Here is a 25,594-nt window from a genome sequence, read left to right as displayed (position 1 = left end):
CGGCGAGTGCGGTCGGCCCGGGATTTTCCGGAGGTGGGAATTCCGGAGGCGCTTCGGTATCAACGGTGCTGGAATCGTGCAGGGCCTCGCTGGGGAGAATCGTTGAGCGCGCGCATTCTGATCGCCGAAGATGACGAGAAGCAATCTCGTCTCATCCGGATCTATCTGGAACGGGAAGGCAACGCCGTGCAGGTCGTGGCCGACGGCCGGGCAGCGCTGGAACGGGCGCGTTCGACGGGGCCGGATCTCATCGTTCTCGACGTGATGCTGCCGCTCGTCGACGGACTCGACGTATGCCGCATTCTGCGTGCCGAGGCCTGCGAGGTACCGATTCTGCTGCTGACCGCGCGCAGTACCGAGGAGGACCTGCTCCTCGGCCTCGACCTGGGGGCCGACGACTACCTCACCAAGCCGTACAGTCCCCGCGAACTCACCGCACGGGTACGGGCGCTGTTGCGGCGCTCCAGGAAAGGCTCCGCGGCCGGGAGCGAGGTGCTGCGGGTCGGCGCGGTCGAACTGGACACCGCCCGCTTCGAGGTCCGGGTGGCCGGCCGTCCGGTGGCCCTGACCTCCAAGGAGTTCTCGATACTGGAGGCTCTGGCCCGCGAGCCGGGACGGGTGTTCACCCGGGCCCAGATCATCGAGCGCGCCTTCGGCTTCGACAGCGACGTACTCGAGCGCACGGTGGACGCCCATGTGCGCAACCTGCGCCGGAAGCTGGGGGACGACCCCGCCCGGCCGCGCCATCTGGAGACCGTGTACGGCCGGGGATACCGCTTGGTGGACGGCTCGGCGCCCACCTGAGCGCACGCGGGGTCCTGACCGGGTGACCGGGGTCGATCAGCCGCCGTCGGCCGGCGGCCCGGTCGTGCCGAGCGTGACGGTGAAGGTCGTGCCGACGCCGACGGTGCTCTCCACGGCGATCGTCCCCTGGTGGTCGGTCACGATCTGGCGGGCGATGGACAGCCCCAGGCCACTTCCTCCGGTGGCGCGGCCCCGTGCCGCGTCCGCCCGCCAGAAGCGGTCGAAGAGATGCGGCAGATCCTCGGGGGGTATTCCCTTTCCGGTGTCCCGCACCTGAAGGGACGCGAGTTCGCCGTGCCGGGCCAGGGCCAGTGTCACCGTGCCGCCCGGTGCCGTGGCCCGCAGCGCGTTGCCGACCAGGTTGCCGACGACCTGGCGCAGTCGGTCGGCGTCGGCGATGACGTCCACAGGCCGCGGCGCCTCCAGCCGCAGCGCGACACCTGCCGCGTCGGCCTGGGCACGGTGAGCCGTGCCGGCGGCTTCGAGGAGCTCGCGCAGGTCGACGCGCACCCGGTGGTAGGTGAGCGCACCGGCCTCGGCCAGCGCGAGATCCTGCAGGTCGTCGACGATGCGCTGCTGCAGCAGTGTCTCCTCGTGGAGGGAGTCGAGCAGCTCCGGCGTCGGCTCGACGACCCCGTCCCGCAGGGCCTCCAGATAGCCGCGCAGATTGGCCAGCGGGGTGCGCAGTTCGTGGGCGATGTCACCGGTGAGGCGGCGCTGGCGTTCCTCGGCGGCCTGTATGGACTCCGCCATCCGGTTGAAGGCACGGCCGAGTTGGGCGATCTCGTCCCGGCCGGAGACGGGCACCCGCCGCCCCAGGTCTCCCTCACCCAGCCCCCCGGCGGCCAGGGTCATGGCACGGACCGGGCGCAGCACCGCCCGGCTCAGGAGCAGGGCGCCGAGCACGGCGGCGAGGGCGACGCCGCCCGCGACGGCCATCGTGGGTGCCGCGGCCAGTGTGGGCGGGGACTCGTCCCGGACGCCGAGACGGATCACCAGGCGGGGCGGGGCGGCCGAGCCCACACGCTCGTTGAACACCCGCTGCAGGCAGGTGGTGAACTGCTGCTCCGACTCACAGGTCCGGATCTCCTCGAGGTCCTGCGGAGTCCGCGGATCCGGATCGCCCTTCGGCTCCTCGCACTGTTCCGGGCGGCGCTCCGTGCTGATCCGCGGCACGCCGGTGTCGTCCGGCCGGGCCGTCACCCCGGCCCCCGCCCGGGTCAGACAGGCCGCGTACACCGCTTCGGCGCGGTACTGGGCGATCGCGGTCGCCGTCAGCTTCATCGAGGTCCGAGGCAGCTGTCGCGCGGGGATCCGCAGGAGGGGACGCGGGTCGACCAGCACGGGCGGCTGGTTGCTCACCGGGCGGGGGGCACGGCCCCCGAGCGCGTCGGAATCGGCGAGCAGGACGTCGTTCTCCGTGGCGACCCGGATGCGCTGGCCGGTGTCCTCGGCCAGACGGCTCACCGTCGGCGAGAGGCCTTCCCAGGTGCCGTGCGCGAACCCGTACGCGCGGAGGTCGCCGGTGATCCGGGAGACCTCCTGCCGTCCCGCGGTGACACTCTCCTGGACCTGGCGGTTCGCCTGACGCAGGGTCAGCCAGCCGGTGGCGGCGGTGGCGGCCATCGCGACCAGCATCAGCAGGCCGAGTACCCGGAGCCGGAAGCTCATCGCGTGCCACCCCGCCCAGCTGCCGGGACGGGTCTGCTCAACGGGACTCGGATGCTCGTCAAGAGGGCGCTTCCGGCCGAAAGGACTGTGGAGTGACGCATTTCCTCTTCCGGTGTTTTCGGTCTCTCATGGGCAGTAATTGGACGGTTGGGGGCGGAATGATTTCTTCAGTGTCTTTTGACTGTGACCGTACTGACGCCACTTGCACACCGATTGATTCAGTGGTCGCTGTTTCGCTCAGGTGTCATCCAACGGCCTGGGGGAGCAGCGCCAACAGGGAACGCATTCATGGGGGTTCAAAAGTGAAGCGTCGAATCGCGGCTGTCGTACCCGCCCTGGCGGCGGTGGCCATGGCCGTCCCGCTCGCCCTCTCCACCCCGGCCACCGCGGCCGCGTCCTGCGGCAGGACCGCCTCCGACATGGACAGCAGTGCCTGGAACAGGACGGCCAACGGCGCCAACGAGAGAAGCGGATCCAGCACCAACTGCGCCAGCAACGGCATCGCCTACAACACCCACCGCCTCGACTACCACTGCTACACGCGCATCGGCAACACCGATGAGACCTGGACGTACCTCCGGAACGACACCACCGGTACGTCCGGCTGGGTCCGCGACGACCTGCTGAGCGACGGCGGCAGCCTCATCTACTGCGGCTTCTAGCACGCTCGCCGGCACTCCCGGGGGAGTGCCGGGCAAGCAGGACTGATGGTGCGTCAGGGGCGGTCTCACCGAGGCCGTCCCTGACGCGTACGACGGACGGGCCGCTCAGGAGCCGGACAGGGCCTCCGTCGGTGACAGCCGGCTCGCCCGTACCGCCGGATACAGTCCGGCGATCATGCCGATGACGAGGGTGCAGCCGATCCCCGCCGCACTCGCCCACACCGGGACGACCGTCGGCCAGTCGCGGCCGAGGGCGTAGACCGCCGTGATCGCGGTCCCCAGCACCGTCCCCCCGAGGCCGCCGAGGAGCGACAGCAGCAGCGACTCCGTCACGAACTGGGCCCTGATCTGGCCGCGCGTCGCCCCCAGCGCCCGGCGCAGGCCGATCTCCGGGCGCCGCTCCAGGACCGAGATGACCATCGTGTTGCCGACCCCGACGCCACCGACGAGCAGGGCCACGCCACCGAGGCCGAGCAGCAGCCCGGTCAGGGCCGACTCGGTGGCCTCGCGGGCGGCGAGCGCGTCGGAGGGCCGGGAGATGCGGACCTGTCCCGGTTTCTCCGGGTATGCCGTGGCCGGCAGCACGGCCCGTACCTCCGCGACCTGGCTGTCCTCGGCGCGGACGTAGACCGTCGACGGATGGCCGTCGAAGCGCAGGTACGTCCGGGCCGCCGGCCAGCCGACCAGCGCCGCGCTGTCGAGCTCCGGCGCGAGCGGTACCGGATCGAGGACGCCGACGAGGGAGAACCAGCGGCCGCCGAGCCAGACCCGGGTCCCCGGTGTGTACACGTCGAGCCGGCCCGCGGCCGTGGCGCCCAGCACGACCGCCGGGTACTGCTCGGTCGCGGAATCCAGCCAGCGGCCCCGGCGGACGTGGCCGCCGACTGCAGGGAGCAGGTGCCGGTCGGCCGCGAGGACCTCGAGGGAGCCGGTGCGTCCGATGGCGATGTGCTCATTGCGGTAGATGTGCGCGTCGGTCGCGCCGGTGGCGGCGACCTGCTCCACGGGCGGGATGCGGTCGATCATCGCGACGGCCTCGTGGGGCAGTTCGGCCTTGGTGCCGTCGAGTGAGTCGCCGGGGGCGACCCGCAGCAGGTTGGTGCCGAGCGCGTCGAGCCGGCGGTCCACCTCCGCCCGGCCGGAGCCGGAGATGCCGACCACCGCGATCATGGCGGCCACGCCGATCGCGATCCCGAGCGCGGAGAGGAAGATCCGCAGGGGACGAGTCCGCAGCCCGGTCCCGCCGAGCCGCACGATGTCCCGCGGACCGAGGCGGGCGGCCCGCAGCCTGCCGCCCGTGCCACCTATGTCATCGCGTCCGCGGCCGCGTCCGCCGGCCCCGCGGGGGCCGGACGGCAGGGTCGGCGGGTCGTCGTCCACGGGCGGGCCGTTCGTCGTGCCGTCGGTCATCGGACCGCCTCGTTCGGCACGGCATCGGTCGCGGTGTCCGCCACCACGCGGCCGTCGCGCATCTCGATACGGCGGGGCAGCCCGGCCGCGATCTCCCGGTCGTGGGTGATGACCACGACCGTGGTCCCGGCGGCGTTCAGCTCACGCAGCAGACCGAGTACGGCCTCCCCGGAAGCGGAGTCCAGGTTGCCGGTCGGCTCGTCCGCCAGCAGGACCGCCGGTTCGCCGATCACCGCCCGGGCCACCGCCACCCGCTGGCGCTCACCGCCGGACAACTGGTGCGGGAGGTGGTGGACACGGTGGCTGAGGCCGACCCGTTCCAGCGCCACCGCCGCGCCGGCCCGGCGGCGGCGCAGCGGTACTCCGGCGTACAGCAGCCCGTCGGCCACGGAGTCCAGGACCGGAACCCCCACCGCCAGATGGAACTGCTGGAAGACGAAGCCGATCCGGGTCGCCCGCAGCGCCGACACCTCACGGTCCGTCAGCTTCGCCACGTCGTGGCCGTCGACCAGCACCCGCCCGGCGGAGGGCCGGTCGAGGCTGCCCATGAGGTTCAGCATGCTGGACTTGCCCGAGCCCGACGGGCCGACGACCGCGACGAGTTCGCCGCGCCCGATGCGCAAGGTCACGTCCCGCACCGCCGCCACACCACCGGGGTACGTCTTGGAGACCGCGTCGAACTCCACGACCGCCGATGCTCCGCTCACTCCGGGATCCTCACGTTCATGCCCTCGCGCACCGCGCCTCCGCTCACTTCCACCCGGCCGTCCGCGAAGAGCCCGGTCTTCACCGCGACGAACCGGCCGTCCCGGGTCTCCAGGCCGTGTCCGCCCTCGGCCAGGGCGACCAGCGCGGCGACCGGGACGGTGAGAACGTCCGCCCGTTCCCGCCCCACGTACGCGACGGTGACCGGTGCGCTCTCCAGCCGTCCCACGGATTTCTGGTCCTTGATGGTGATGGTCACCGGAACCGTCGGTGTCGCGGAGTCACCCTCCCCGCCGCCCTCCTCGGGCGCGGTCGCGCTCTTCCCCACCGAGGCCACCTCGCCCCTCACCGACTTCCCGTCGGGCAGCCCGATCGTGACGGCGGCGCCGCGCACGGCCCAGGAGTCCTCCGCCGCAGAGGCGTTGACGACGACCTTCCGAGCCGTACCGGTGTACGTGAGGACGTCATCGGTGGCCGGCGAGCCGAGCCGGACACCCGCGTGGCCGATCCGTACCTTGCCGGCGGAGTAGACGACGTCCCCGACGCCGACCGTGCCGGTCTGGGGAAGCCCGAGGGATCTCTGCCAGCGCTTGACCGCGCGGGCGGTGAGACCGGTGAACTCCTCGTCGACCGTGAAGCCGGTGTAGCCGAGAGCGGCGAGATTGCTCTCGAACTGCAGTACGTCCATCCCACGCAGGGTGCCCCCCGTCCCTCCGGCCCCTGTCCCTCCGGCCCCTGTCCCTCCGGCCCCGGCCCCGCTCGGCGTCGGCGACCCGGAGGGGTCCGGAGCCCCGGAGGTCTCGTCCGTGCGGCCCTGGTCACCGGAGTCCGGGGTGTCCCCCTCGGTCCCGGTCTCCTGCCGGGTGCCCTGCTGGTTTCCCGCGGTCAGGCCCAGCTCCCGGTACATCGGCAGCGTCCCGTACAGCAGCACCACCGGCCGGTCGTCGACGCGCAGCAGAGTGCCGCCGCGCTTCACGGTCGTGCCCTCCGCGGGCAGCCAGGTCACGGTGCCCGTCGCCTTGACCGGCAGCGGTATCTCGGTGCCGTAGCCCAACTGGCCGTCCACCGTGGTGCGTTCGGTCAGTGTGGTCCGGGTGACCGGGACGGTGGAGCCTGAGCGGGGAGGGGCGGAGGAGCCCTCATCCGCCCCTCCCCCGCCGAGACCGAGCGCACCGACCACGGCGACCGCCGCCACGACGACCAGAGCCGACGCCACCAGGGCCGTTCGCCGTCCGCGCCGACCGCGCGGCGGCGGCGCGGGAGCCGCCCCGCGCTCGTGATCGGTCTGCACAACCGTCTCCGCGGTCATCAGCCCTTGCCCGCGGGCTGGTCCGCCGGGTCACCGATGATCGGAGCGCAGACACGGGTGGCACGCTTGGCTCCCGCCGACGTCTGGTTCCACTCGGAGCCCTGCGCGGTCCCGTCGGGGCCGGGGTCGGGAAAGTCGGGCGCGCCGTTCTTCTGCATGCAGTCGGCGTAGTCACGCTTGATCTTGATCTGCTCGGGGGTGAGCTTGGGCTGGTTGGCGTTCTCGAGGCTCTCGGGGACGGCCGCCTTGAGCGAGGCGCACTTCTCGGAGGCGTTCAGGAACTTCGTGTTTTTCTTCAGCGCCGCGTTGTCGCCGAAGTCGACCTGCCCCCTGGCGTCCGGGTCGGGGGCGTCGACCCCGTTCTCCTGCAGACACTTCACCCACTCGCGCTGGGCGTTCACGTACGCGGCCACGTCGTCGCCGCCGCTCTGCGCGGTCGTCTTGCCGGAGGCCTTGTCGCCGCCCGCGGTCGGGACCTTCGGGGTGTCGCCCTCGCCCCCGCAGCCGGCCAGGGTGATCGCCATGACCGACGCCGTCACCACGGCCATCAGCACCCGGTTCGTCCTCATCGGTTCTCCCGCCTCCTGTCGCGCCCGGAACCGCGGGCGCGGCGGGCCTGACGACCGTAGGACGGAGGTGATGAAGAACCTTTGAAGAACCTGTCATCCGAGCATGCGGCGCGCTTCGGACGCGGCTTGAGCTAGGACTTCAAGCGCTGCACGGCCTCCTGAAGTACCTCCGTCCGCTTGCAGAACGCGAACCGCACGAAGGGGGCGCCCGCCTCCCGGTGGTCGTAGAAGACGGCGTTCGGGATGGCGACCACGCCCGCGCGCTCGGGCAGGGCGCGGCAGAAGGCGAAGCCGTCGGTCTCGCCCAGGGGACGGATGTCGGTGGTGATGAAGTAGGTGCCGGTCGGCTTGAAGACCCCGAAACCGGCTTCCGCCAGGCCGCCCGCCAGGAGGTTTCGCTTGGCGAGCATGTCGTCGAGGAAGGCGGTGAAGTAGCTCTCCGGGAGCGCCAGCGCCTCGGCGACCGCGTACTGGAACGGCCCCGCCGAGACGTACGTCAGGTACTGCTTCGCCGAGCGCACCGCCGTGACCAGCTCCGGGGCGGCCGTCACCCAGCCGACCTTCCAGCCGGTGAACGAGAACGTCTTTCCGCTGCTCGAGATGGTGACCGTGCGCTCGCGCATCCCCGGGAACGTCGCCAGCGGCACGTGCTCGGTGTCGTCGAAGACCAGGTGCTCGTACACCTCGTCCGTCACCACCAGCAGATCGCGCTCCACCGCCAGCTCGGCGATCGCGGCCAGCTCCTCGCGGGTGAGGACGGTGCCGGTCGGATTGTGCGGAGTGTTGATCAGCAGCAGCCGGGTGCGGTCGGTGACGGCGTCGCGCAGCTCGTCCAGGTCGAGGCGGAAGCGGCCCTCGTCCTCGTGCGCGCGGAGGGTGACCGGCACCCGGCGCCCGCCCGCCATCGCGATGCACGCCGCGTACGAGTCGTAGTACGGCTCCAGGGCGATCACCTCGTCGCCGGGTTCCACCAGGGCCAGCAGCGCGGCCGCGATGGCCTCCGTGGCCCCGGCGGTGACCAGGACCTCCGTGTCGGGGTCGTAGGACAGGCCGTAGCGCCGCAGCTGGTGGGCGGCGACCGCGGTGCGCAGCTCGGGGACGCCGGGGCCCGGCGGGTACTGATTGCCGCGGCCGTCCCGCAGGGCCCGTACGGCGGCCTCCCTGACTTCCTCGGGGCCGTCGGTGTCGGGAAAACCCTGGCCGAGGTTGATGGCGCCGGTGCTCAGGGCCAGGGCGGACATCTCGGCGAAGATCGTCGTCCCGAACTCGGCGAGCCGGCGGTTGAGGAGGGGGCGCGCGCTGGAGGTCATGCCGGTCATCCTGCGCCGAAGCTCTGGAGTTCCTCAACTCTGCTTTGGGGCGTTCGAGGGCCGGGCATCCCCTGTTCACGCAAGAGCGAGGCGCCCACGGGGGGCCGCTTCGGGGGAAACGAAAGGAGGGTGACGCCATGGTTATGGGCATCATCCTGGCGGTGTTCGCAGTCATCCTGATCGCGGCGCTGGTGTCCGGTGTGCGCAGGGGCGGTTCCGGGCGGTCGGCGCGTCGTGGGGCGGGGAGGTCCTCCGGTTCGGCAGGCAGCAGCGGCAGCTGGTGGGCCGGCGGGGGAGACTCCGGCTCGTCCGGTGGTTCGTCCTGCAGCAGCGGCTCGTCCTGCGGAGGCGGGTCGTCCTGCGGCGGGGGCGGTGGTGGCGGCGGTGGCTGCGGCGGCGGAGGCAGCTGACGGCAGCCGGTCTGCCTTCCCCACGGGGAAGCCGCACGCACCGAACGGCGCGGGGTCCGCATCCGGGGCGGGCCCCGCGTTGCCGTGCCGGGGCGTGGTGCGGTCTCCGTACCCGGCCCTGGTGCGGGTCTCCGTACCGGGCCCTGGTGCGGGCCTGAGTGCCGGGCGGGTCCCGGAGATTCCCGTGCGGCGGAGCCGTCGAACGTGTGTCGGGCAACTGTGTGAGGTCGCAGGCGACGTCGCATGCCTGTAGGACAAGCGCGTCCATGGGACGGCGTACTCGGGCGTGACTCCGGCAACTGCGCGTGTCAAAGGGGCATTTCGCGGGCCCTCTCCGGGTCCGGGGGCCCGTTCGTCCCGGCTCCGGGCGGGAGCCCCGGCGCAACGGCGCACGCCTCCCCGGCACCAGCGCACGCCGTAGTTGAACAATTGAGCTGTAGAGCCCTCTGAGGGATGGAAACCCTACGAACTTGGGTAAAAACGCTGTGGTGGCGCCACAGTTCATGATTCCCTCTAACACACCAACGCAGCCCCTCGGACGTCCTGCGGACACCTTCCTGAAACCGGCCGTCTGGGCTGACCCGGGCCGAACCCCCCCGGTGGGACCGGGGCGCAGCGGACCCATCTCCCTCTCCTTGTGTGCTTGCGGAGCCGATCCATGCTCACGACCCTGAACACCTCCTACACCGACACGCGCGCGACCGATCTCGCATGGGCGCTGGGGCGCGAGCCGCTTCCCGCACTGGCCGCACTGGACCTCGAACTGACGGGCGCGAAGATGCAGTTGCGACTCCTCGGCGCGTCCCACCAGGTCCTGCTGGAGGAGGAGCGGGGCATCTGCTCGGAGACGGTGGCGTGCATTCCGGGCAGCAGCACTCCGCTTCCGCTCGGCGTCGCCAAGCGGGTGGGCGACTGGGAGTACGAGTTCGCCGCCCGGGTCGAGGTCCTCTCACCCGGCTCCTTCGAGGGCCGCGCCCAGGAGTTGCTGGCCCTCGTCTCCGACCACCCGCACGGCCTCGCGGGCGTCTTCCCCGGCAGCCCGCACGCCTTCACGGCACTGCTGGCCCAGCACCACGAGGGGCAGGTGCACTGGCGGACCTGGCACGCGTACCCGCAGGACGGCCAGTTGGTGGCGACCCGTACGAGAGTCGGGGTGCGGACGCCGGTGGCGGCCACCCTCAACTGAAGGAAGGCCGCGCCGGTGCCGCACGAGGCAAACCCCCTCTCGTACCGATACCGGACGTCTGTAAACCAGCACCACACGTGTGGGTGACGAACCGCAGTCGAGGCGTGACGTAACGTCGCAACGTGATCGAGCCGCACGCGCCCGCCCCGCCCGGTTCCCCGCCGCCCTGGAGTGCCCCGGGCGGCGGCCCCGGCGGCCCGGCGCGGCTGCCCGTCCGGCCGGGCACCGGACGGTTCCTGGTCCTCGCGGGCGTGTTCGTCTGTGCGGCCTGCGGACTCGTGTACGAACTCGAACTCGTCGCCCTCGCCTCCTACTTGATGGGCGACTCCGTCACGCAGGCGTCCGTCGTGCTGTCCGTCATGGTCTTCGCGATGGGCATCGGCTCCCTCGCCGCGAAGCGGCTGCGCGGACTAGCCGCGGCCGGATTCGGCGCTGTCGAGGCCATGCTCGCGCTCGTCGGCGGATGCAGCGCGATGGCCCTGTACGCCGTGTTCGCCTGGACCGGCGACTGGGGCGGCATGTGGGCGAGCGGCCCCCGCTGCCTCCTGGTCGCCTTCTCCCTCGCGACCGGACTGCTCATCGGCGCCGAGGTCCCGCTGCTGATGGAGCTGATCCAGCGCGTCCGCCGCCAGGACGCGGGCGGCGCCGTGGCCGACCTGTCCGCCGCGGACTACGTCGGTGCCCTCGTCGGCGGCCTCGCCTTCCCCTTCCTCCTGCTGCCGTTCCTCGGCCAGCTCACCGGCGCGCTGCTCACCGGCGCCGTCAACGCCGTCGTCGGCGGGGCGCTGGTGCTCGGGCTGTTCCGCCGGGACCTGACCCGGCGCGCCCGCTGGCTGCTGCTGCTCGCCAACGGGCTCGTGCTCGCGATCCTCGCCTCGGCCGCCGTCCTCGTCGACGACTTCGAGCGGGCGGCCCGGCAGGCGATGTACGGCACGGACGTCCGGGTCGCGCTCCGGACCGGCGTCCAGGAAGTCGTCCTCGCCGGCGGCACGCACGGCAGGCCCCTCGCCCTCTTCCTCGACGGCCGGCTCCGGGTCAGCGGACACGACGAACTCCGCCACCACGAGGCCCTCGTGCACCCCGCCATGACCGGTCCGCACGCGCGCGTGCTGATCCTCGGCGGCGGCGACGGCCTGGCCGCCCGCGAGGTGCTGCGCCACCCCGGGGTGGACCGGGTCGACATCGTCGAACTCGACGCCGAGGTGGTCCGGCTGGCCCGCACCGACCCGGGCCTGTCCGCGCTGAACCGGCACGCCTACGGCGACCCGCGCGTGCACGTGACGATCCAGGACGCCTTCGGCCGGCTGCGCGAAGCGCCGCCGGCGGCGTACGACGTGGTCGTCTCGGACCTGCCGGACCCGGGGATCACGGCGAGTACGAAGCTGTACTCCCAGGAGTTCTACGGCCTCGCGCGACGCGTGCTGGCCCCCGGCGGCCGGCTCGTGGTGCACGCCGGGCCGGTCGCGGCCGGCCCGCGCGTGTACTGGACGGTGGACGCCACCCTGCGCGCCGCCGGCTTCCGCACCGCCCCGTACGCCATGGGCGGCCGCCGCGCCCCCACCGAGCGCTCCCGCGCCCCCCGCGACCGGGGTTTCATCCTGGCCGCCCGCACGGACCCACGGCTACGCCTCGCCCCGGACGGCCCGCGCCCCCGGATCCTCACGGACGCGTCCCTCGCGGCGGCGGCGCGGGCCGCACGGGAAACGCGCATCGCGGGGCTGCCGGCGTCGACGCTGCCGCATCCCCGGTACTGAGGGGGCGCATCGGCGGGGGCAGCGCAGGACGGGGGCAGCGGAGGATACGCCGGGCGGACCCCGATCCGGAGCGAATCCCGGAGGTGGGGGTGCGTTCGTGCCTGTGCTGGGTAGAGTCCGTCCACATGGAGCACGAGGTGTTCGTTCCGGTTCCGGCCGAGCGGCTCAGGGAGGTGCTGGACGACCCCGCGCGGGTCGCCCGGGTGGTCCCGGGGCTCCAGCAGGACGCCGGCGCCGAGCCCGTCACCGGGCGGCTGAAGATCCGCGTCGGCAGTCATTCCGTCACCTACCGGGGTGCCGTACGGGTCTCCCGGCGGGACGGCGGGGCGTACGCCGTCGAGGGCGAGGCGGAGGAGTCGCGCGGCAGCGGCTCGGTCAAGCTCGCGCTGCGGATCGGCCTGCGGGAGGCGGAGGACGGCTGCACCGTCGTGTTCGACGGCACGGCCTCGGCCGACGGACGGATCAAGGACCTGCCGGCCGACGCGGTGGAGGGCGCCGTCCTGCGGCTGCTGGACCGCTTCGCGGAACACCTGGCCGAGGCGGCACCGGAAACGACCACGTCCCTCGCCACACAGGATTTCGAACCCCGGGCGACGACCGACCACGAAACGACCCCGGACGCGGACGACGAGGCTCCGCCTCCCGCGAAGGCCGACGGGGGTACGGCGGCGACCGGCGACGACGACGGCGCCGGTCCCTCGGCGATCGCCGAGAAGCCTCCCGCCACCGGCCCGGATGACGAGGGCCGGGCGGCTGGCCCTGGCGGCGAGGACGCGGCTTCCGGTCCGGGCGGCGAGGGTCCGGCTGCCGGCCTCGGCGGCGAGGGTCGGGCTCCTGGCTCCGGTGGCGGGGGCGCGGCTCCTGGCTCCGGTGGCGAGGGTCCCGCTTCCGGTCCCCGCGCCGAGGGTCCCGCTTCCGGTCCCGGCGGCGAGAGCCCGGCTGCCGGCCTCGGCGGCGAGGGTCCGGCCGCCGGCCCCGGTGGCGAGAGCCCTGCCCCCGGTTCGGCCGAGGAGGGTTCTGCCCCCGCCCCCGACGACCAGCCCTCCGCCCCCGAACCCCCCGCCGTTCCGCCGGCCCCTGTCGGGCGGTCCGCCGAAGGGGATGACGACGCCGAGTCCATCGCCGAGGCGGCGCACGCGCGGCGGACGATGATCGGGCGGAGTGCCGAGGAGGTCGATCACGCCCCGCCGCGTGGGCGGTACGCGCCGGTGCCCGCGCCGCAGACCGTGACGCCCCCGGCCCCGCTGCGCTGGGCGGCACCGGCCGCGGCGCTCGCCGTGGCATCGGCCATCGTGGCGGTGCGGGCCCTGCGCCGACGGCGCTGAAAGGTCCCGCACCGCACGGTGCCCTCTTGATCACGGCAGTAGGGTCGTCCCGTGAGTGACGAAGACATCACGCTGACCGCGGGCGACGCGGAGGTGACCGTGCAGCCGGGCAACGGCGGCCGGGTCGGAGGACTGCGGATCGGCGGCGTGGAGATGCTCCGGCAGGGCGAGCGCTTCGGGTGCTTCCCGATGGTGCCGTGGTGCGGGCGGGTCCGCGACGGCCGGTTCCTGGACGGCGCCGTCGTGCGGCAGATGCCCCTCAACGCCCCGCCCCACGCCATCCACGGCACCGTCCGCGACCACGCCTGGCGCACGGCCCGCACGAGCACGGACGAGGCCGTCATCACGTACGAGCTCGTCGACCCCTGGCCCCACCCGGGCCGTGTCACCCAGGTCGTCGCCCTCGCCGAGGACGCGCTGACGCTCACCATGTCCGTGGAGACGTACGACTCGTCCTTCCCGGCGCAGATCGGCTGGCACCCCTGGTTCAACCGCAACCTCGGCGGCGAAGGCGCTCAGGACGTCCGGCTCGACTTCGAACCCGCCTGGCAGGAGGAGCGCGGCGACGACCACCTGCCCACCGGCAACCGCATCGACCCGAAGCCCGGCCCCTGGGACGACTGCTTCGGGATGCCCGGCGGCGTCGACGTCACCCTGACCTGGCCCGGGCAGCTGGAGCTGAGGGTGGCGAGCCGCGAGGAGTGGGTCGTCGTCTACGACGAACAGGAGGCGGCCGTGTGCGTGGAGCCGCAGACCGGCCCGCCCAACGGCCTCAACACCCTGCCGCGCCTGGTCACGCCCCTGGAGCCCTTGGAGGCCACCACGACCTGGAGCTGGCGGCGCCTCTAAGCTGGGCGGCATGACGGACACACGCGGCGCGCTGCTGCAGCAGATCAAGGACAAGGCCGTGGTGCACGGCAAGGTGACCCTGTCGTCGGGTCTTGAGGCCGACTACTACGTCGACCTGCGCCGCGTCACGCTCGACGGCGAGGCCGCGCCGCTGGTCGGGCAGGTGCTGCTGGACCTGACGGCGGAGCTGGACTTCGACGCCGTCGGCGGGCTCACCATGGGCGCCGACCCCGTCGCCGCCGCCATGCTGCACGCCGCCGCCGCGCGCGGAAAGCGGCTCGACGCGTTCGTCGTACGGAAGGCCGCCAAGGCGCACGGGCTGCAGCGGCGCGTCGAGGGCCCGGACATCAAGGGCCGCCGGGTGCTGGTCGTCGAGGACACCTCCACCACCGGCGGCTCCCCGCTGGCCGCCGTCGAGGCCGTGCGCGAGGCCGGGGCCGAGGTCGTCGCCGTCGCGACGATCGTCGACCGGGCGACCGGCGCCGCGGAGAAGATCCAGGAGGGTGCCGGGGTGCCGTACCTCTTCGCCTTCTCGAAGGACGAGCTGGGCCTGGACTGACCGGGACCTGACCAGGGCGTGGACGGTGGCCTGGACCTTCCGGCCAAGTCTGGAAAGATGGGGCCGACGATGACGTCGCATCCCAAGGTCTAGGTCAGGGCCGAAAAGAGCGCAGTACCCCAACCCGCAGATACAAGGAGCGGACGCATGCCCATCGCAACTCCCGAGGTCTACAACGAGATGCTGGACCGGGCGAAGGCAGGAAAGTTCGCCTACCCGGCCATCAACGTGACCTCCACCCAGACCCTGCACGCGGCCCTGCGCGGTTTCGCTGAGGCGGAGAGCGACGGCATCGTCCAGATCTCCACGGGTGGTGCCGAGTTCCTGGGCGGTCAGTACAACAAGGACATGGTGACCGGCTCGGTCGCCCTGGCCGAGTTCGCGCACATCGTCGCCGAGAAGTACCCGGTGAACATCGCGCTGCACACGGACCACTGCCCGAAGGACAAGCTCGACGGGTACGTACGTCCGCTGCTGGCGCTCTCCCAGAAGCGCGTCGAGGCCGGCCTGAACCCGCTGTTCCAGTCCCACATGTGGGACGGCTCGGCCGAGACCCTGGCCGACAACCTCTCCATCGCGCAGGAGCTGCTGGAGCTCGCCCGCGCCGCCAAGATCATCCTCGAGGTGGAGATCACCCCGACCGGTGGCGAGGAGGACGGTGTCTCGCACGAGATCAACGACTCCCTGTACACGACCGTCGACGACGCGATCCGCACGGTCGAGGCCCTCGGCCTGGGCGAGAAGGGCCGCTACCTGCTGGCCGCGTCCTTCGGCAACGTGCACGGTGTGTACAAGCCGGGCAACGTCGTCCTCCGTCCCGAGCTGCTGAAGGAGCTGAACGAGGGCGTCGCCGCCAAGTTCGGCAAGCAGTCCCCGTTCGACTTCGTCTTCCACGGCGGCTCCGGCTCCACCGCCGAGGAGATCGCCACCGCGCTGGACAACGGCGTCGTGAAGATGAACCTCGACACGGACACCCAGTACGCCTTCACCCGCCCGGTCGCGGACCACATGTTCCGCAACTACGACGGCGTCCTGAAGGTCGACGGCGAGGTCGGCAACAAGAAGACCTACGACCCGCGCACCTGGGGCAAGCTGGCCGAGGCGTCCATGGCCAAGCGCGTCGTCGAGGCCTGCGGCAACCTCCGCTCGACCGGCACGAAGATCAAGTAATTCCCCGGTTTTCGTCGCTTGAGCCCGGCACCTCCTGTGGTGCCGGGCTCTTCCGTATGCTCCCTGCATGCCCGATGTCCGGCTGGCCTCCCCGCAGGGCAAGTGGATCCTGCTCACCACCGTCCTCGGCTCCAGCATGGCCCTGCTGGACTCGACCGTCGTCAACGTCGCCCTGCCACGCATCGGCCGCGACCTCGACGCGAACCTGTCCGCCCTGCAGTGGACGGTCAACGCGTACATGGTCACGCTGGCCGGGCTGATCCTGCTGGGCGGTGCCCTGGGGGACCGTTTCGGGCGGCGGAAGGTGTTCGTCGTCGGGGTGGTGTGGTTCGCGGTGGCGTCCCTGCTGTGCGGGATCGCGCCGAGCGCGGGGACACTGATCGCCGCGCGGGCGTTGCAGGGGGTCGGCGGTGCGCTGCTCACGCCCGGCTCGCTGGCGCTGATCCAGGCGTCCTTCCACCCCGACGACCGGGGCCGGGCCGTCGGTCTGTGGTCCGGCTTCGGCGGGGTCGGCGCCGCGATCGGGCCGTTCGTCGGCGGCTGGCTGGTGGACGGGCCGGGCTGGCGGTGGGTGTTCCTGCTGAACGTGCCGCTGGCGCTGGTGTGCGTGCCGGTGGCATTGCGGCACGTCCCCGAGTCGGGCGGAGAGGGGGCCCGCGGCCGGTTCGACGTGCTGGGGGCCGTGCTGGGGGCGGTGGCACTGGCGCTGCTGACGTACGCGCTGATCGAGGCCGGTGAGGGCGGCTGGGTGGTGGCCCTCTCGGCGGTGGCCGGGGTGGCCGTGGCCGTCGCGTTCGTGGTCGTGGAGCGGCGCAGGCCCGATCCGATGATGCCGACGGACATCTTCTCCTCCCGCCAGTTCACGGTGATCAACATCGTCACGCTGTGTGTGTACGCGGCCCTCGGCGGGTTCTTCTTCCTCGCGGCGCTTCAGCTCCAGGTCGTCGTGGGCTACTCCGCCCTCGGGGCCGGTACGGCGCTGCTGCCGACGACCGTGCTGATGCTGCTGCTGTCCGCGCGGTCCGGGGAGCTGGCCGACCGGATCGGGCCGCGGATCCCGCTGACGGCGGGCCCGCTGCTGTGCGCCGTCGGGATGCTGCTGATGCTGCGGGTGGGGCCGGGGGCGTCGTACTGGGCCGATGTGCTGCCGGCGCTGCTGGTGCTCGGACTGGGCATGGTCATGCTCGTCGCACCGCTGACGGCGACGGTGCTGGGTTCCGTGGATGTCGCGAGGGCCGGGCTGGCCAGCGGCATCAACAACGCGGCGGCCCGGGCGGCGGGGCTGGTGGCGGTGGCCGCGCTGCCGCTGCTCGCCGGGATGGGGGAGGAGGCGTACCGGGAGCCGGCCGCCTTCGACGCGGCGTTCGGGCGGGCGATGGGGTGGTGTGCGGGGGCGCTGGTGGTGGGGGCGCTGATCGCGGGGGCCACGGTGCGGAGGCCTCCGCCCGGGTGCAAGCGGCCGGAGTGTCTGCGGCACGGGGGTGTCGTGTCGCCGCCGCTGGAGGGGGAGCCGGTGCGGAAGCGGTTGGGGTAGGGGCGGCACCCCGCTGCGCCGTGTTGCGCACCCACCCCCCTCCACGACGCCGCAGCGGTCCTCGATGCCTCAGACTTGAGGCATGTCCATTCACGAGAACCTTCTCGGGGGCCCGCCCCCGACCCATCTGCCCGACGACCCCGGGCCGCGGGAACTGCTCGCGTCGGGTACCGCGCCGGTCGACGTCGCCGCCGCGCACCCCACCTCCTCGCTCGCCTGGGCGCAGCTCGCCGACGAGGCGTTCGAGCGGGGCGCGGCCGTGGAGTCGTACGCGTACGCCCGTACGGGCTACCACCGCGGCCTGGACGCGCTGCGCCGCAGCGGCTGGAAGGGCCACGGCCCGGTGCCGTGGGAGCACGAGCCGAATCGCGGCTTCCTGCGTGCCCTGCACGCCCTCGCCCGCGCCGCGCAGGCGATCGGCGAGCAGGAGGAGTACGAGCGCTGCTCCCAGTTCCTCAAGGACTCCTCGCCGACGGCGGCGCAGGTCCTGGGCTGACGACAGCCTGTGTACGCGAGGCCCGTCCGGCCGGCGGGCGGGCCTTGCGGTTCCGGGGGACGATTGCGGAAGATGCCCGTGGGGACCGGGGCCCCCGTGTCGGATTCGGCAGGGGCGGACCGCTACCCGGAGTTATACGCAGGAGACAGCGATGTCCCTTGAGGCTCACGAGCCCGAGACCCCGCATCTCGATTTCCAAGGCACGACGCCGTACGAGGACTACGTCAAGGCGGACGTGCTCACCCACCTCCAGCACACCCTCTCGGACGACCCGGGAGAGATGGTCTTCCTGGTGACGACCCAGGTGATGGAGCTGTGGTTCACCGTCATCGTCCACGAGTGGGAGACGGCCGCGCGGGCACTGCGCGGCGACGACATCCCCACCGCGACCGCCGCGCTGAAGCGGTCCGTGCGCGAGCTGGAGGCCCTCAACGCCTCCTGGAGGCCGCTCGCCCAGCTCACGCCCGCCCAGTTCAACTCGTACCGCAGCGCCCTCGGCGAGGGCTCCGGCTTCCAGTCGGCGATGTACCGGCGGATGGAGTTCCTGCTCGGCGAGAAGTCCGCGTCCATGCTCGTCCCGCACCGGGGCGCGCCGCGCGTGCACGCCGAGCTGGAGAAGGCGCTGCACGAGCCGAGCCTGTACGACGAGGTCGTACGGCTGCTCGCGCGGCGCGGGTACGACGTCCCGGAGGCCGTGCTGCGGCGCGACGTGGCGAAGCGCTACGAGCCGTCGCCGGAGGTGGAGGCGGCCTGGACGGCCGTCTACTCGGGTGACGAGAGCGACGAGGTCGCCCGGCTGGGCGAGGCGCTGAGCGACGTCGCCGAGCTGGTGTGGCGCTGGCGCAACGACCATCTGGTCGCCACCCGCCGCGCGATGGGATCCAAGACCGGCACGGGCGGCTCCGCCGGGGTGGCCTGGTTGGAGAAGCGGGCGCAGAAGAACGTGTTCCCCGAGCTGTGGACGGCGCGGTCCTATGTCTGAACTGGCTGTCACGGCGGAGAAGCTGGACGCCGCCGACGAACTGCGCGGCATGCGCGACGGATTCGTCCTCGATGCTGTGTCCGATCACGCGGCTGACGCCGCGGGCGTCTACCTCGACGGCAACTCGCTCGGCGCCCTGCCGGCCGTCGTCCCCGGACGGGTCGAGGACGTCGTACGGCGTCAGTGGGGCGAGCTGCGCATCCGGTCCTGGGAGGAGAGCGGCTGGTGGACGGCGCCCGAGCGGATCGGTGACCGGATCGCCCCGCTGGTCGGGGCGGCACCTGGGCAGGTCGTGGTCGGCGACTCGACGAGTGTCAATGTCTTCAAGGCACTTGTGGGGGCGGTGCGCCTCGCCGGGGACGATCGCGACGAGATCCTCGTCGACGCCACGACCTTCCCGACCGACGGCTATATCGCGGAGTCGGCGGCGCGGATGACCGGCCGTACCCTGCGGCCGGTGACCCCGGCCCAGGTGCCGGGCGCGCTGTCCGGCCGTACCGCCGCCGTCCTCCTCAACCACGTCGACTACCGCACCGGCCGGCTGCACGACCTGCCGGTGCTGACGGCCGCCGTGCACGAGGCGGGCGCGCTCGCCGTCTGGGACCTGTGCCACAGCGCGGGCGCGCTGCCGGTCGGGCTCGACGAGCACGGGGTGGACCTGGCTGTCGGCTGCACCTACAAGTACCTGAACGGCGGCCCGGGTTCACCGGCTTACCTGTACGTACGCCGGGAGCTGCAGGACCGCTTCGACTCCCCGCTGCCCGGCTGGAACTCGCACGCCGAGCCGTTCGGGATGCGTCCCGCCTATGAACCGGCCTCCGGTGCGCCGCGCGGCCGGGTCGGTACGCCCGACATCCTCTCCATGCTCGCCCTGGAGGCGGCCCTGGAGGTGTGGGACGGGGTAGCGGTCGAGGCGGTGCGGGCCAAGTCCCTCGCGCTGACGGACTTCTTCCTCCGGTGTGTGGCGGAGTACGTGCCCGAGGGCAGGGTCGAGTCCCTGACGCCGGTGGCGCACGCGGAGCGGGGCAGCCAGGTCGCCCTGCGCTGCGATGACGCCGGAGAGGTGATGAAACGGCTGATCGAGCGGGGTGTGGTCGGCGACTTCCGGGCGCCGGACGTGCTGCGCTTCGGGTTCACGCCGCTGTACGTGGGCTTCGCGGACGTGGAGCGGGCGGCACGGGTGCTGGCGGAGACGCTGGCCCTCGCGGATGCGGACACAGGTCGAGGCCGGCGGTGAGCCCGGCGCTGGTGAGGACGTGAGCCGCCCGTGACGGACGGCCCCTGCCGATGCGGGGGCCGTACGTTCCCGGCCGGCCGTCCCTCTCCGGCCGGCCGTTCGTCGTCAACTCGCCGCAGACGCAAGGAATCGGCTGAACCGCCCGATCTTCACCCAGCGTGACATCCACGTGTCCGCGCATGTCACGTGCCTGGTACCGTCCCGGCCAACGGCCGACTTCTGACCTGGTCCGCCCGTACGTTCTCGCTCGTTTCGCTGGAAGGTTGGAGCATGACGGACGACGTCGCAGCAGCACGGGCCGCTGCCGAGGAGAAGTCGGTGTTCTCCCACGAGCCCGTCGGCCCCGACGCCACCGCCGCCTACGGCGACCACCCCGACCAGGTGATCGACTTCTACGCCCCGCGCGCGGAGGCCGGCCCGGGCGGGCCCGCCCCGGTCGTCCTCGTGCTGCACGGCGGTGCGTGGCGGGCGCCGTACGACCGGCGTCACATCAGCCCGTTCGCGGCCTTCCTCGCTAGTCGCGGACTGGCCGTGGCCAGTGCCGAGTACCGGTGCGGTGGCGACGACGACTCCCTCGCGGGCCGCTGGCCCGACACCTTCGACGACGTGGCCGCCGCGCTGGACGCCCTTCCGGCGCTGGTACGGGAGCTGCTGCCGCAGGCCGACCCGCGCCGTACGGTCCTCACCGGCCACTCGGCGGGCGGGCACCTCGCGCTGTGGGGCGCTGCCCGGCACGTCCTGCCGCCCGGTTCGCCCTGGCGCGGTGGCGGTTCGGCGGCGCTGCGGGGCGTGGTCGCCCTCGCGCCGATCGCGGACCTCGCGGTCGCCGACAAGCTGGACGTGTGCGGGGGTGCCGTACGCCAACTCCTGGGCGGGGACGAGCACTTCGCCGAGCGGCAGCCGTACGCGGACCCGGCGCTGCTGCTGCCCACCGGCATCGCCACCACCCTCGTCCAGGGGCGCGCGGACCTGGATGTGCCGCAGACGGTCGCCGAGTCGTACGCGGAGGCGGCGGCGAAGGCCGGGGAGATGGTGGGGGTGACGCTGCTGGAGGACGTCGGGCACTTCCCGCTCATCGACCCCGCTGCGGACGCGTGTGCCGTGGTGGCGCAGGAGATCGAGCAGTTGGCCTGGTGAGAGGCCTGCTCGTGGGAACCCTTGGGTGGGTCCCCGGGCATACCCGTAGTACTTGAGAGCTACTCCGCAGGTGAGTTCCCCGGTGGGACGCGGACGACGAGTCCCGCTCCGTAACTTCCCTTCCGTGCAGACCCGATGGCCGGGTGCGCTGGAGGGGGCAGGACGACCATGGGGTTCGCATCGAGGTACCGCCGTAGCGGCGGCCCAGACGGCCGAGGCGACGGCCGCGGTAGCCGCCCCCGCCTTCGGCGCCGCGGCGGCCGATGGCGCAGAGCCGCGCTCGCCGCCCTCGTCACGGGTGCGGTGGTTCTCCCTCTTTCCGGGGCGGTGCGGCCGGAGATCCCCGCTCCCGCACCCGCCACTCTCGCTCCGCTCAGCGCGTCGACGCTGGACGAGGCGTACGCGGCCAACCGAGCCAACGCCGCCGCGGCGGCCCGCATGGCCGCGGGCCATCACGCCCGGGCCCGTGCCGCGACCGACCGTTCCCTGGCCGCCCCGGCCCGGCACCTCCTCGCCTTCGACGGCCGCGGCTCCGGACGGGTCACGGAGGTCCTGGGCGACCTCGCCCGGGCCGACCGGATAGCCGTCCTGGTCCCCGGCTCCGACACGAGCCTCGACACCTACGGCCGGTTCCGCGCGGCCGCCGCCGCGCTGCACGGGCAGCTCGTCCGGCAGGCCCCGGCGGGCACGCGCACCGCGGTGGTGGCCTGGCTGGGCTATGAGACGCCGGGCACGGTCAGCACGACGGTCACCACGACCGGCAGGGCGGAGCAGGCGGCCCCGCGGCTGCGCGCCCTGGTCTCCGAACTGCGCGCCGTAGCGGGCGACGGACCGCGTATCTCGCTGCTGTGCCACTCGTACGGCTCGGTCGTCTGCGGGCGGGCCGCCGCCGGGCTCGCCGTCGACGACCTCGCGCTCGTCGGCAGCCCCGGCACCGGCGCGGACTCCGCCGCCGGCCTGCGCACCCGCGCCCGCGTCTGGGCGGCCCTCGGGGGCGACGACTGGGTGGCGAACGTCCCGCACGTCAGCACGGACCTGTTCGGCACCACCGTCGGCTTCGGCACCGACCCCGTCTCGCCGGCCTTCGGCGCCCGGGTCTTCGCGGCCGGCGACGGCGGCCACAGCGACTACTTCAGGCCCGGCACGGCCTCCCTGACCAACCTGACCCGGATCGTCCTGGGCGAGACCGAGGCGGTGACCCATGACTGACATGGGCGTACGACGGATCCGGCAGCTGGTGCTCCGCGGCGCCGACCGCGTCGGCGGGGCCACCCCGGCCGACCGGGACCGGGCCGTGGACGCCCTGCGCGCCGCCGCGGTGCTCGGTGTCGTCCTCGGGCACTGGCTGGTCACCGCTCTGGTCTCCGACGGCCGGGTTCTGCGCACGGCGAGTCCGCTCAGGGACATGCCCTGGCTGACGCCCGTCTCCTGGATGTTCCAGACACTCGCCGTGTTCTTCCTGGTCGGCGGCCATGTCGCCACGCGCGGGTATGCCTCGGCCCGTGCCCGGGGCGTCCCGTACCACCGCTGGCTGACGGGCCGGCTGACCCGGTTGTTCAAGCCGGTCGCGGCCGTCCTCGGCCTGTGGACGGTCGCCGCGGGCGCGCTGCTGCTGTCCGGCGCCGAGTTCGGGACGGTCCGGACGCTGGTCAAACTGGCGCTGTCCCCCTTGTGGTTCCTCGTGGTGTTCGCCGTGCTGACGGCGGCGACTCCGTTGCTGGCCCGGCTGAACCCGCTGTGGCCGCTGGCCGTCGTACTGCATGTGGACCTCGTGCGGTTCGGCCTGGGCGGCCCCGCCTGGCTGGGCTGGGTGAACGTGGCGGCGGGCTGGATGGTGCCCTACACCCTGGGCGCGGCGTGGACCCGGGGTGAACTGGAGGGCCGGCGCGCGGGCTGGGTGCTGCTCGGCTGCGGTGCGGCGGCGACCGCCGCGCTCGTCGTGCTCGCCGGCTACCCGGCCTCGATGGTCGGCGTGCCGGGCGAGGGCATGTCCAACCTGGACCCGCCGACGCTGGCCGTCGTCATCTTCGGCCTGGCCCAGTGCGGTCTGGCCCTGCTGCTGCGCGGGCGCCTGCGCCGCGCGATGCGCCGGCCCGTGGCCTGGGCGGCGGTGGCGCTCGTCAACCTGTCGGCGATGACCGTCTTCCTGTGGCACCAGACGGCCCTGATGGCCACGACGGCCACCGGCCTCCTCGCGGGCCGGCTCCCGGGGCTGCACACGCGGCCCGACGGCCTGGACTGGGTGGGGGCCCGGCTCCTGTGGTTTCCCGTGTTCGTGCTGGCCCTGGCGGTCTGCTGCGCCGCGTTCCGTTCCTTCGAACGGGGTGGCGACCCGGGCCGCGGGTCGCGGGTGGTGCGGGCGCACCGTCCGTCCGGCCGGGGGACAGCGGCGGGGGCGCGCCATGTCTAGGCTGGGCCGCGTGACGGACACGGGGGCGGGCCGCGCGCCGCGAGCGCGCTTCAGGAGCTGGCTGCGGGCGCTGCGCGAGGACCTGTGGACGGCCCGGGCCGACCCGCTGCCGCCCTCCACCTGGCTGCGCTGGCTGCCGCACGGGCTGGTGTGCCTGGCCGCGTTCGGGGTCACGGTCGCCGGTCTGGGCGACATGATGGACAACGGCCATCTGAGCTACGGGCCGGCCCTCCTGGTCGCGGGCGCGCAGGGTGGCGCCGTGGTGCTGGCGCTGTGGCGGCCGGTGCCGGCGTGGTGGCTGTCGCTGGGGGCCTTCTTCACGGGCGCCGTCATGCTGTACCGCCGGCTGGACATCGATCTGGAGACCTACACCTGGCCCTGGACCGCGGCCGGGATCGTCGGCCTGCTGCTCGTGCTGCTGCTGCTCGCGCTGCGGGTGCCCACCCGGGCTTCGGTGGCGGCACTGGTCGTGACCGCATTGGTCACCTACGGCCTGGAGAACCTGTGGATCCGGGTGGACCACGACGCCACGGGCACGCTCGCGCTCGCCCTGGCCACCTTCGCCGTGGTCGTCGGCACCGCCCTGCGCGGCCGCCGCGAGGCCCGCGCGGAACTCGTCGAGCAGACCACGCTGACCGCCGAGGAGCGCACCCGGCGCACCCTGCTGGAGGAGCGCAGCCGTATCGCGCGGGAGCTGCACGACGTGGTGGCGCACCACATGTCGGTCATCTCCATCCAGGCGCAGGTCGCCCCGCACCTCGTGGAGAACCCGCCCGACGAGCTGAAGGAGAACCTCGCGGGCATCCGGCAGAACGCCGTGGAGGCGCTGACCGAGCTGCGCCGGGTGCTGGGCGTGCTGCGCTCGGAGCACCCCGGACCGGGGGAGACGCTCGGCGGCCCGGGCGGCGGCACCGGCATCGCCGAGCACGCCCCGCAGCCCACCCTCGACCGGCTCGACGCGCTGGTGGAGAACACCCGGGCCGCCGGACGCGAGGTCACCACCGAGATCAACGGCGAGCGGCGCCCGCTGCCGCCCGGCGTGGAGCTGTCGGCGTACCGCATCGTGCAGGAGGCCCTGAGCAACGTCCTGCGGCACGCGCCGGGCGCGAGCGCCAAGGTCCGTCTCACGTACCAGTCGGACGGTCTTGAGGTGGAGATAGTCAACTCCCGGCCGACCGGGCCCGCGTCGCCCTCGAAGGGAGCGGGGCACGGACTGCTCGGCATGCGGGAGCGGGTCGCCATGCTCGGCGGCACCATGACGGCGCACCCGTGGCACTGGGACGGCTTCAAGGTCACCGCGTTCCTCCCGGACACTCCGCCCGCCGACGCGACACCGGGCACCGACCGGATCACCTACCACTTCCCCGACCCCGACCCAGACCCCGAGGCAGGAACCCCATGACGAGCGGCAGCGGCGAACCCATCCGGGTCCTCATCGTCGACGACCAGGCGATGGTCCGGCAGGGCTTCACCGTGCTGCTCGGCACCCAGCCCGACATAGAGGTCGTCGGCGACGCGCGGAACGGCCGGGAGGCCATCGCGCAGGCCGCCGCGACCGCCCCGGACGTCGTCCTCATGGACATCCGCATGCCCGGGGTCGGCGGTATCGAGGCCACCGAGCACATCACCGCCGCGCACCCGGACATCAGGGTGCTGGTCCTGACCACCTTCGACCTCGACGAGTACGTGTACGACGCGCTGCGTGCCGGGGCCTCCGGGTTCCTGCTGAAGGACGCGTCGTCGGAGCAGCTCGCCGAGGCGGTCCGGGTGGTGGCGGCCGGTGAGGCGCTGCTCGCCCCGGTCATCACGCGCAAGCTGATCGCCGAGTTCTCCCGGCTGGACGGCCGGCCCCGCTCCCCGCTGAAGGAACGCGTCGGCGAGCTGACCGAGCGGGAGACGGAGGTGCTCTCCCTGATCGCGCAGGGCCTGTCGAACGGGGAGATCGCCCGGCACCTGTTCGTCGCCGAGCAGACGGTGAAGACGCATGTGGGCCGGATCCTGGTGAAGCTGGGGCTGAGGGACCGGACGCAGGCGGCGGTGTTCGCGTACGAGTCGGGGCTGGTGCGGCCGTCGGGGTACTGACACCGGGAGCCCCCGTAGTACCT

Annotated in this window: 24 protein-coding genes; 18 read left to right on the top strand and 6 right to left on the bottom strand. The window is 73.0% G+C overall.

All coding sequences use genetic code 11. The features are described 5' to 3' along the window. The first annotated feature begins 102 nt into the window (after positions 1-102). Positions 103-804 (top strand): response regulator, encoded by a 702-nt coding sequence (locus ACFZBT_RS12485; protein ID WP_391101856.1) that lies wholly within the window; start codon positions 103-105, stop codon positions 802-804. Positions 805-840: 36 nt separating this feature from the next. Here ACFZBT_RS12485 and ACFZBT_RS12480 read toward each other — a convergent pair whose 3' ends face one another. Beyond that, on the bottom strand, positions 841-2,475 hold the full coding sequence (locus ACFZBT_RS12480; RefSeq protein ID WP_391101853.1) for an ATP-binding protein: 1,635 nt from the start codon (positions 2,473-2,475) through the stop codon (positions 841-843). 302 nt (positions 2,476-2,777) lie between these two features. Here ACFZBT_RS12480 and ACFZBT_RS12475 point away from each other — a divergent pair, with 302 nt between their 5' ends. Beyond that, positions 2,778-3,137 carry an SH3 domain-containing protein gene (locus ACFZBT_RS12475; RefSeq protein WP_391101851.1) on the top strand — a complete coding sequence of 120 codons (360 nt, stop codon included), beginning with the start codon at positions 2,778-2,780 and terminating at the stop codon, positions 3,135-3,137. A gap of 105 nt (positions 3,138-3,242) precedes the next feature. On the opposite strand, the gene ACFZBT_RS12470 is transcribed toward ACFZBT_RS12475, so the two are convergent. The 5 genes from ACFZBT_RS12470 to ACFZBT_RS12450 form a co-directional block, all read right to left on the bottom strand. Continuing rightward, complete coding sequence (locus ACFZBT_RS12470) at positions 3,243-4,547, bottom strand: FtsX-like permease family protein (protein ID WP_391101848.1); 1,305 nt, start codon at positions 4,545-4,547, stop codon at positions 3,243-3,245. Continuing rightward, a complete protein-coding gene (locus ACFZBT_RS12465) occupies positions 4,544-5,254 on the bottom strand; it encodes an ATP-binding cassette domain-containing protein (protein WP_391101845.1) in 711 nt (236 codons plus the stop codon). Before ACFZBT_RS12465 ends, ACFZBT_RS12470 begins: the two co-directional genes overlap by 4 nt. Beyond that, a complete protein-coding gene (locus tag ACFZBT_RS12460) occupies positions 5,251-6,561 on the bottom strand; it encodes a peptidoglycan-binding protein (RefSeq protein ID WP_391101843.1) in 1,311 nt (436 codons plus the stop codon). Before ACFZBT_RS12460 ends, ACFZBT_RS12465 begins: the two co-directional genes overlap by 4 nt. Then, positions 6,561-7,130 (bottom strand): hypothetical protein, encoded by a 570-nt coding sequence (locus ACFZBT_RS12455; RefSeq protein WP_391101840.1) that lies wholly within the window; start codon positions 7,128-7,130, stop codon positions 6,561-6,563. The genes ACFZBT_RS12460 and ACFZBT_RS12455 overlap by 1 nt, the downstream gene beginning before the upstream one ends. 131 nt (positions 7,131-7,261) lie before the next feature. After that, positions 7,262-8,449 carry a pyridoxal phosphate-dependent aminotransferase gene (locus ACFZBT_RS12450; protein ID WP_391101837.1) on the bottom strand — a complete coding sequence of 396 codons (1,188 nt, stop codon included), beginning with the start codon at positions 8,447-8,449 and terminating at the stop codon, positions 7,262-7,264. 128 nt (positions 8,450-8,577) lie between these two features. Here ACFZBT_RS12450 and ACFZBT_RS12445 point away from each other — a divergent pair, with 128 nt between their 5' ends. The 16 genes from ACFZBT_RS12445 (at position 8,578) to ACFZBT_RS12370 (ending at position 25,571) form a co-directional block, all read left to right on the top strand. Beyond that, positions 8,578-8,850 (top strand): hypothetical protein, encoded by a 273-nt coding sequence (locus ACFZBT_RS12445; RefSeq protein ID WP_391101834.1) that lies wholly within the window; start codon positions 8,578-8,580, stop codon positions 8,848-8,850. Between the two features lie 658 nt (positions 8,851-9,508). Beyond that, positions 9,509-10,036 (top strand): DUF2617 family protein, encoded by a 528-nt coding sequence (locus ACFZBT_RS12440; protein WP_391101832.1) that lies wholly within the window; start codon positions 9,509-9,511, stop codon positions 10,034-10,036. A 122-nt stretch (positions 10,037-10,158) separates the two neighbouring features. Continuing rightward, complete coding sequence (locus tag ACFZBT_RS12435) at positions 10,159-11,790, top strand: polyamine aminopropyltransferase (protein WP_391101829.1); 1,632 nt, start codon at positions 10,159-10,161, stop codon at positions 11,788-11,790. A 125-nt stretch (positions 11,791-11,915) separates the two neighbouring features. Next, on the top strand, positions 11,916-13,115 hold the full coding sequence (locus ACFZBT_RS12430) for an SRPBCC family protein (protein WP_391101826.1): 1,200 nt from the start codon (positions 11,916-11,918) through the stop codon (positions 13,113-13,115). 51 nt (positions 13,116-13,166) lie between these two features. Beyond that, positions 13,167-13,964 carry an aldose 1-epimerase gene (locus ACFZBT_RS12425; protein WP_391101824.1) on the top strand — a complete coding sequence of 266 codons (798 nt, stop codon included), beginning with the start codon at positions 13,167-13,169 and terminating at the stop codon, positions 13,962-13,964. 10 nt (positions 13,965-13,974) lie between these two features. After that, positions 13,975-14,523 carry an orotate phosphoribosyltransferase gene (gene pyrE, locus ACFZBT_RS12420; RefSeq protein WP_391101821.1) on the top strand — a complete coding sequence of 183 codons (549 nt, stop codon included), beginning with the start codon at positions 13,975-13,977 and terminating at the stop codon, positions 14,521-14,523. 147 nt (positions 14,524-14,670) lie between these two features. After that, entirely contained in the window at positions 14,671-15,693 is a 1,023-nt protein-coding gene (gene fbaA, locus ACFZBT_RS12415; protein ID WP_391101819.1) for a class II fructose-bisphosphate aldolase, read from the top strand. Between the two features lie 67 nt (positions 15,694-15,760). Beyond that, positions 15,761-17,227 carry a DHA2 family efflux MFS transporter permease subunit gene (locus ACFZBT_RS12410; RefSeq protein WP_391101817.1) on the top strand — a complete coding sequence of 489 codons (1,467 nt, stop codon included), beginning with the start codon at positions 15,761-15,763 and terminating at the stop codon, positions 17,225-17,227. An 82-nt stretch (positions 17,228-17,309) separates the two neighbouring features. Next, the gene (locus ACFZBT_RS12405) at positions 17,310-17,723 is read left to right on the top strand and encodes a DUF3151 family protein (RefSeq protein ID WP_391101816.1); all 414 of its coding nucleotides are present in this window, start codon (positions 17,310-17,312) and stop codon (positions 17,721-17,723) included. A gap of 151 nt (positions 17,724-17,874) precedes the next feature. Continuing rightward, positions 17,875-18,705, top strand: coding sequence for a tryptophan 2,3-dioxygenase family protein (locus ACFZBT_RS12400; RefSeq protein WP_391101814.1), 831 nt, complete (start codon positions 17,875-17,877; stop codon positions 18,703-18,705). Beyond that, the gene (gene kynU / locus ACFZBT_RS12395; RefSeq protein WP_391101812.1) at positions 18,698-19,942 is read left to right on the top strand and encodes a kynureninase; all 1,245 of its coding nucleotides are present in this window, start codon (positions 18,698-18,700) and stop codon (positions 19,940-19,942) included. The genes ACFZBT_RS12400 and kynU overlap by 8 nt, the downstream gene beginning before the upstream one ends. 270 nt (positions 19,943-20,212) lie before the next feature. Beyond that, on the top strand, positions 20,213-21,079 hold the full coding sequence (locus ACFZBT_RS12390; RefSeq protein ID WP_391101810.1) for an alpha/beta hydrolase fold domain-containing protein: 867 nt from the start codon (positions 20,213-20,215) through the stop codon (positions 21,077-21,079). Positions 21,080-21,247: 168 nt separating this feature from the next. After that, entirely contained in the window at positions 21,248-22,288 is a 1,041-nt protein-coding gene (locus ACFZBT_RS12385; protein WP_391101807.1) for an alpha/beta hydrolase, read from the top strand. Further along, positions 22,281-23,489 carry an acyltransferase family protein gene (locus ACFZBT_RS12380; RefSeq protein WP_391101804.1) on the top strand — a complete coding sequence of 403 codons (1,209 nt, stop codon included), beginning with the start codon at positions 22,281-22,283 and terminating at the stop codon, positions 23,487-23,489. The genes ACFZBT_RS12385 and ACFZBT_RS12380 overlap by 8 nt, the downstream gene beginning before the upstream one ends. After that, positions 23,482-24,891 (top strand): histidine kinase, encoded by a 1,410-nt coding sequence (locus ACFZBT_RS12375; protein ID WP_391101801.1) that lies wholly within the window; start codon positions 23,482-23,484, stop codon positions 24,889-24,891. Before ACFZBT_RS12380 ends, ACFZBT_RS12375 begins: the two co-directional genes overlap by 8 nt. Beyond that, a complete protein-coding gene (locus ACFZBT_RS12370; RefSeq protein ID WP_391101798.1) occupies positions 24,888-25,571 on the top strand; it encodes a response regulator in 684 nt (227 codons plus the stop codon). The genes ACFZBT_RS12375 and ACFZBT_RS12370 overlap by 4 nt, the downstream gene beginning before the upstream one ends. The last annotated feature ends 23 nt before the right edge of the window (positions 25,572-25,594 follow it).

This window comes from Streptomyces sp. NPDC008137 (genome assembly GCF_042957035.1).
Lineage (GTDB): Bacteria > Actinomycetota > Actinomycetes > Streptomycetales > Streptomycetaceae > Streptomyces.
The sequence above is the reverse complement of the archived record's forward strand: the minus strand, read 5'-3'. Positions and strand labels throughout refer to the sequence as shown.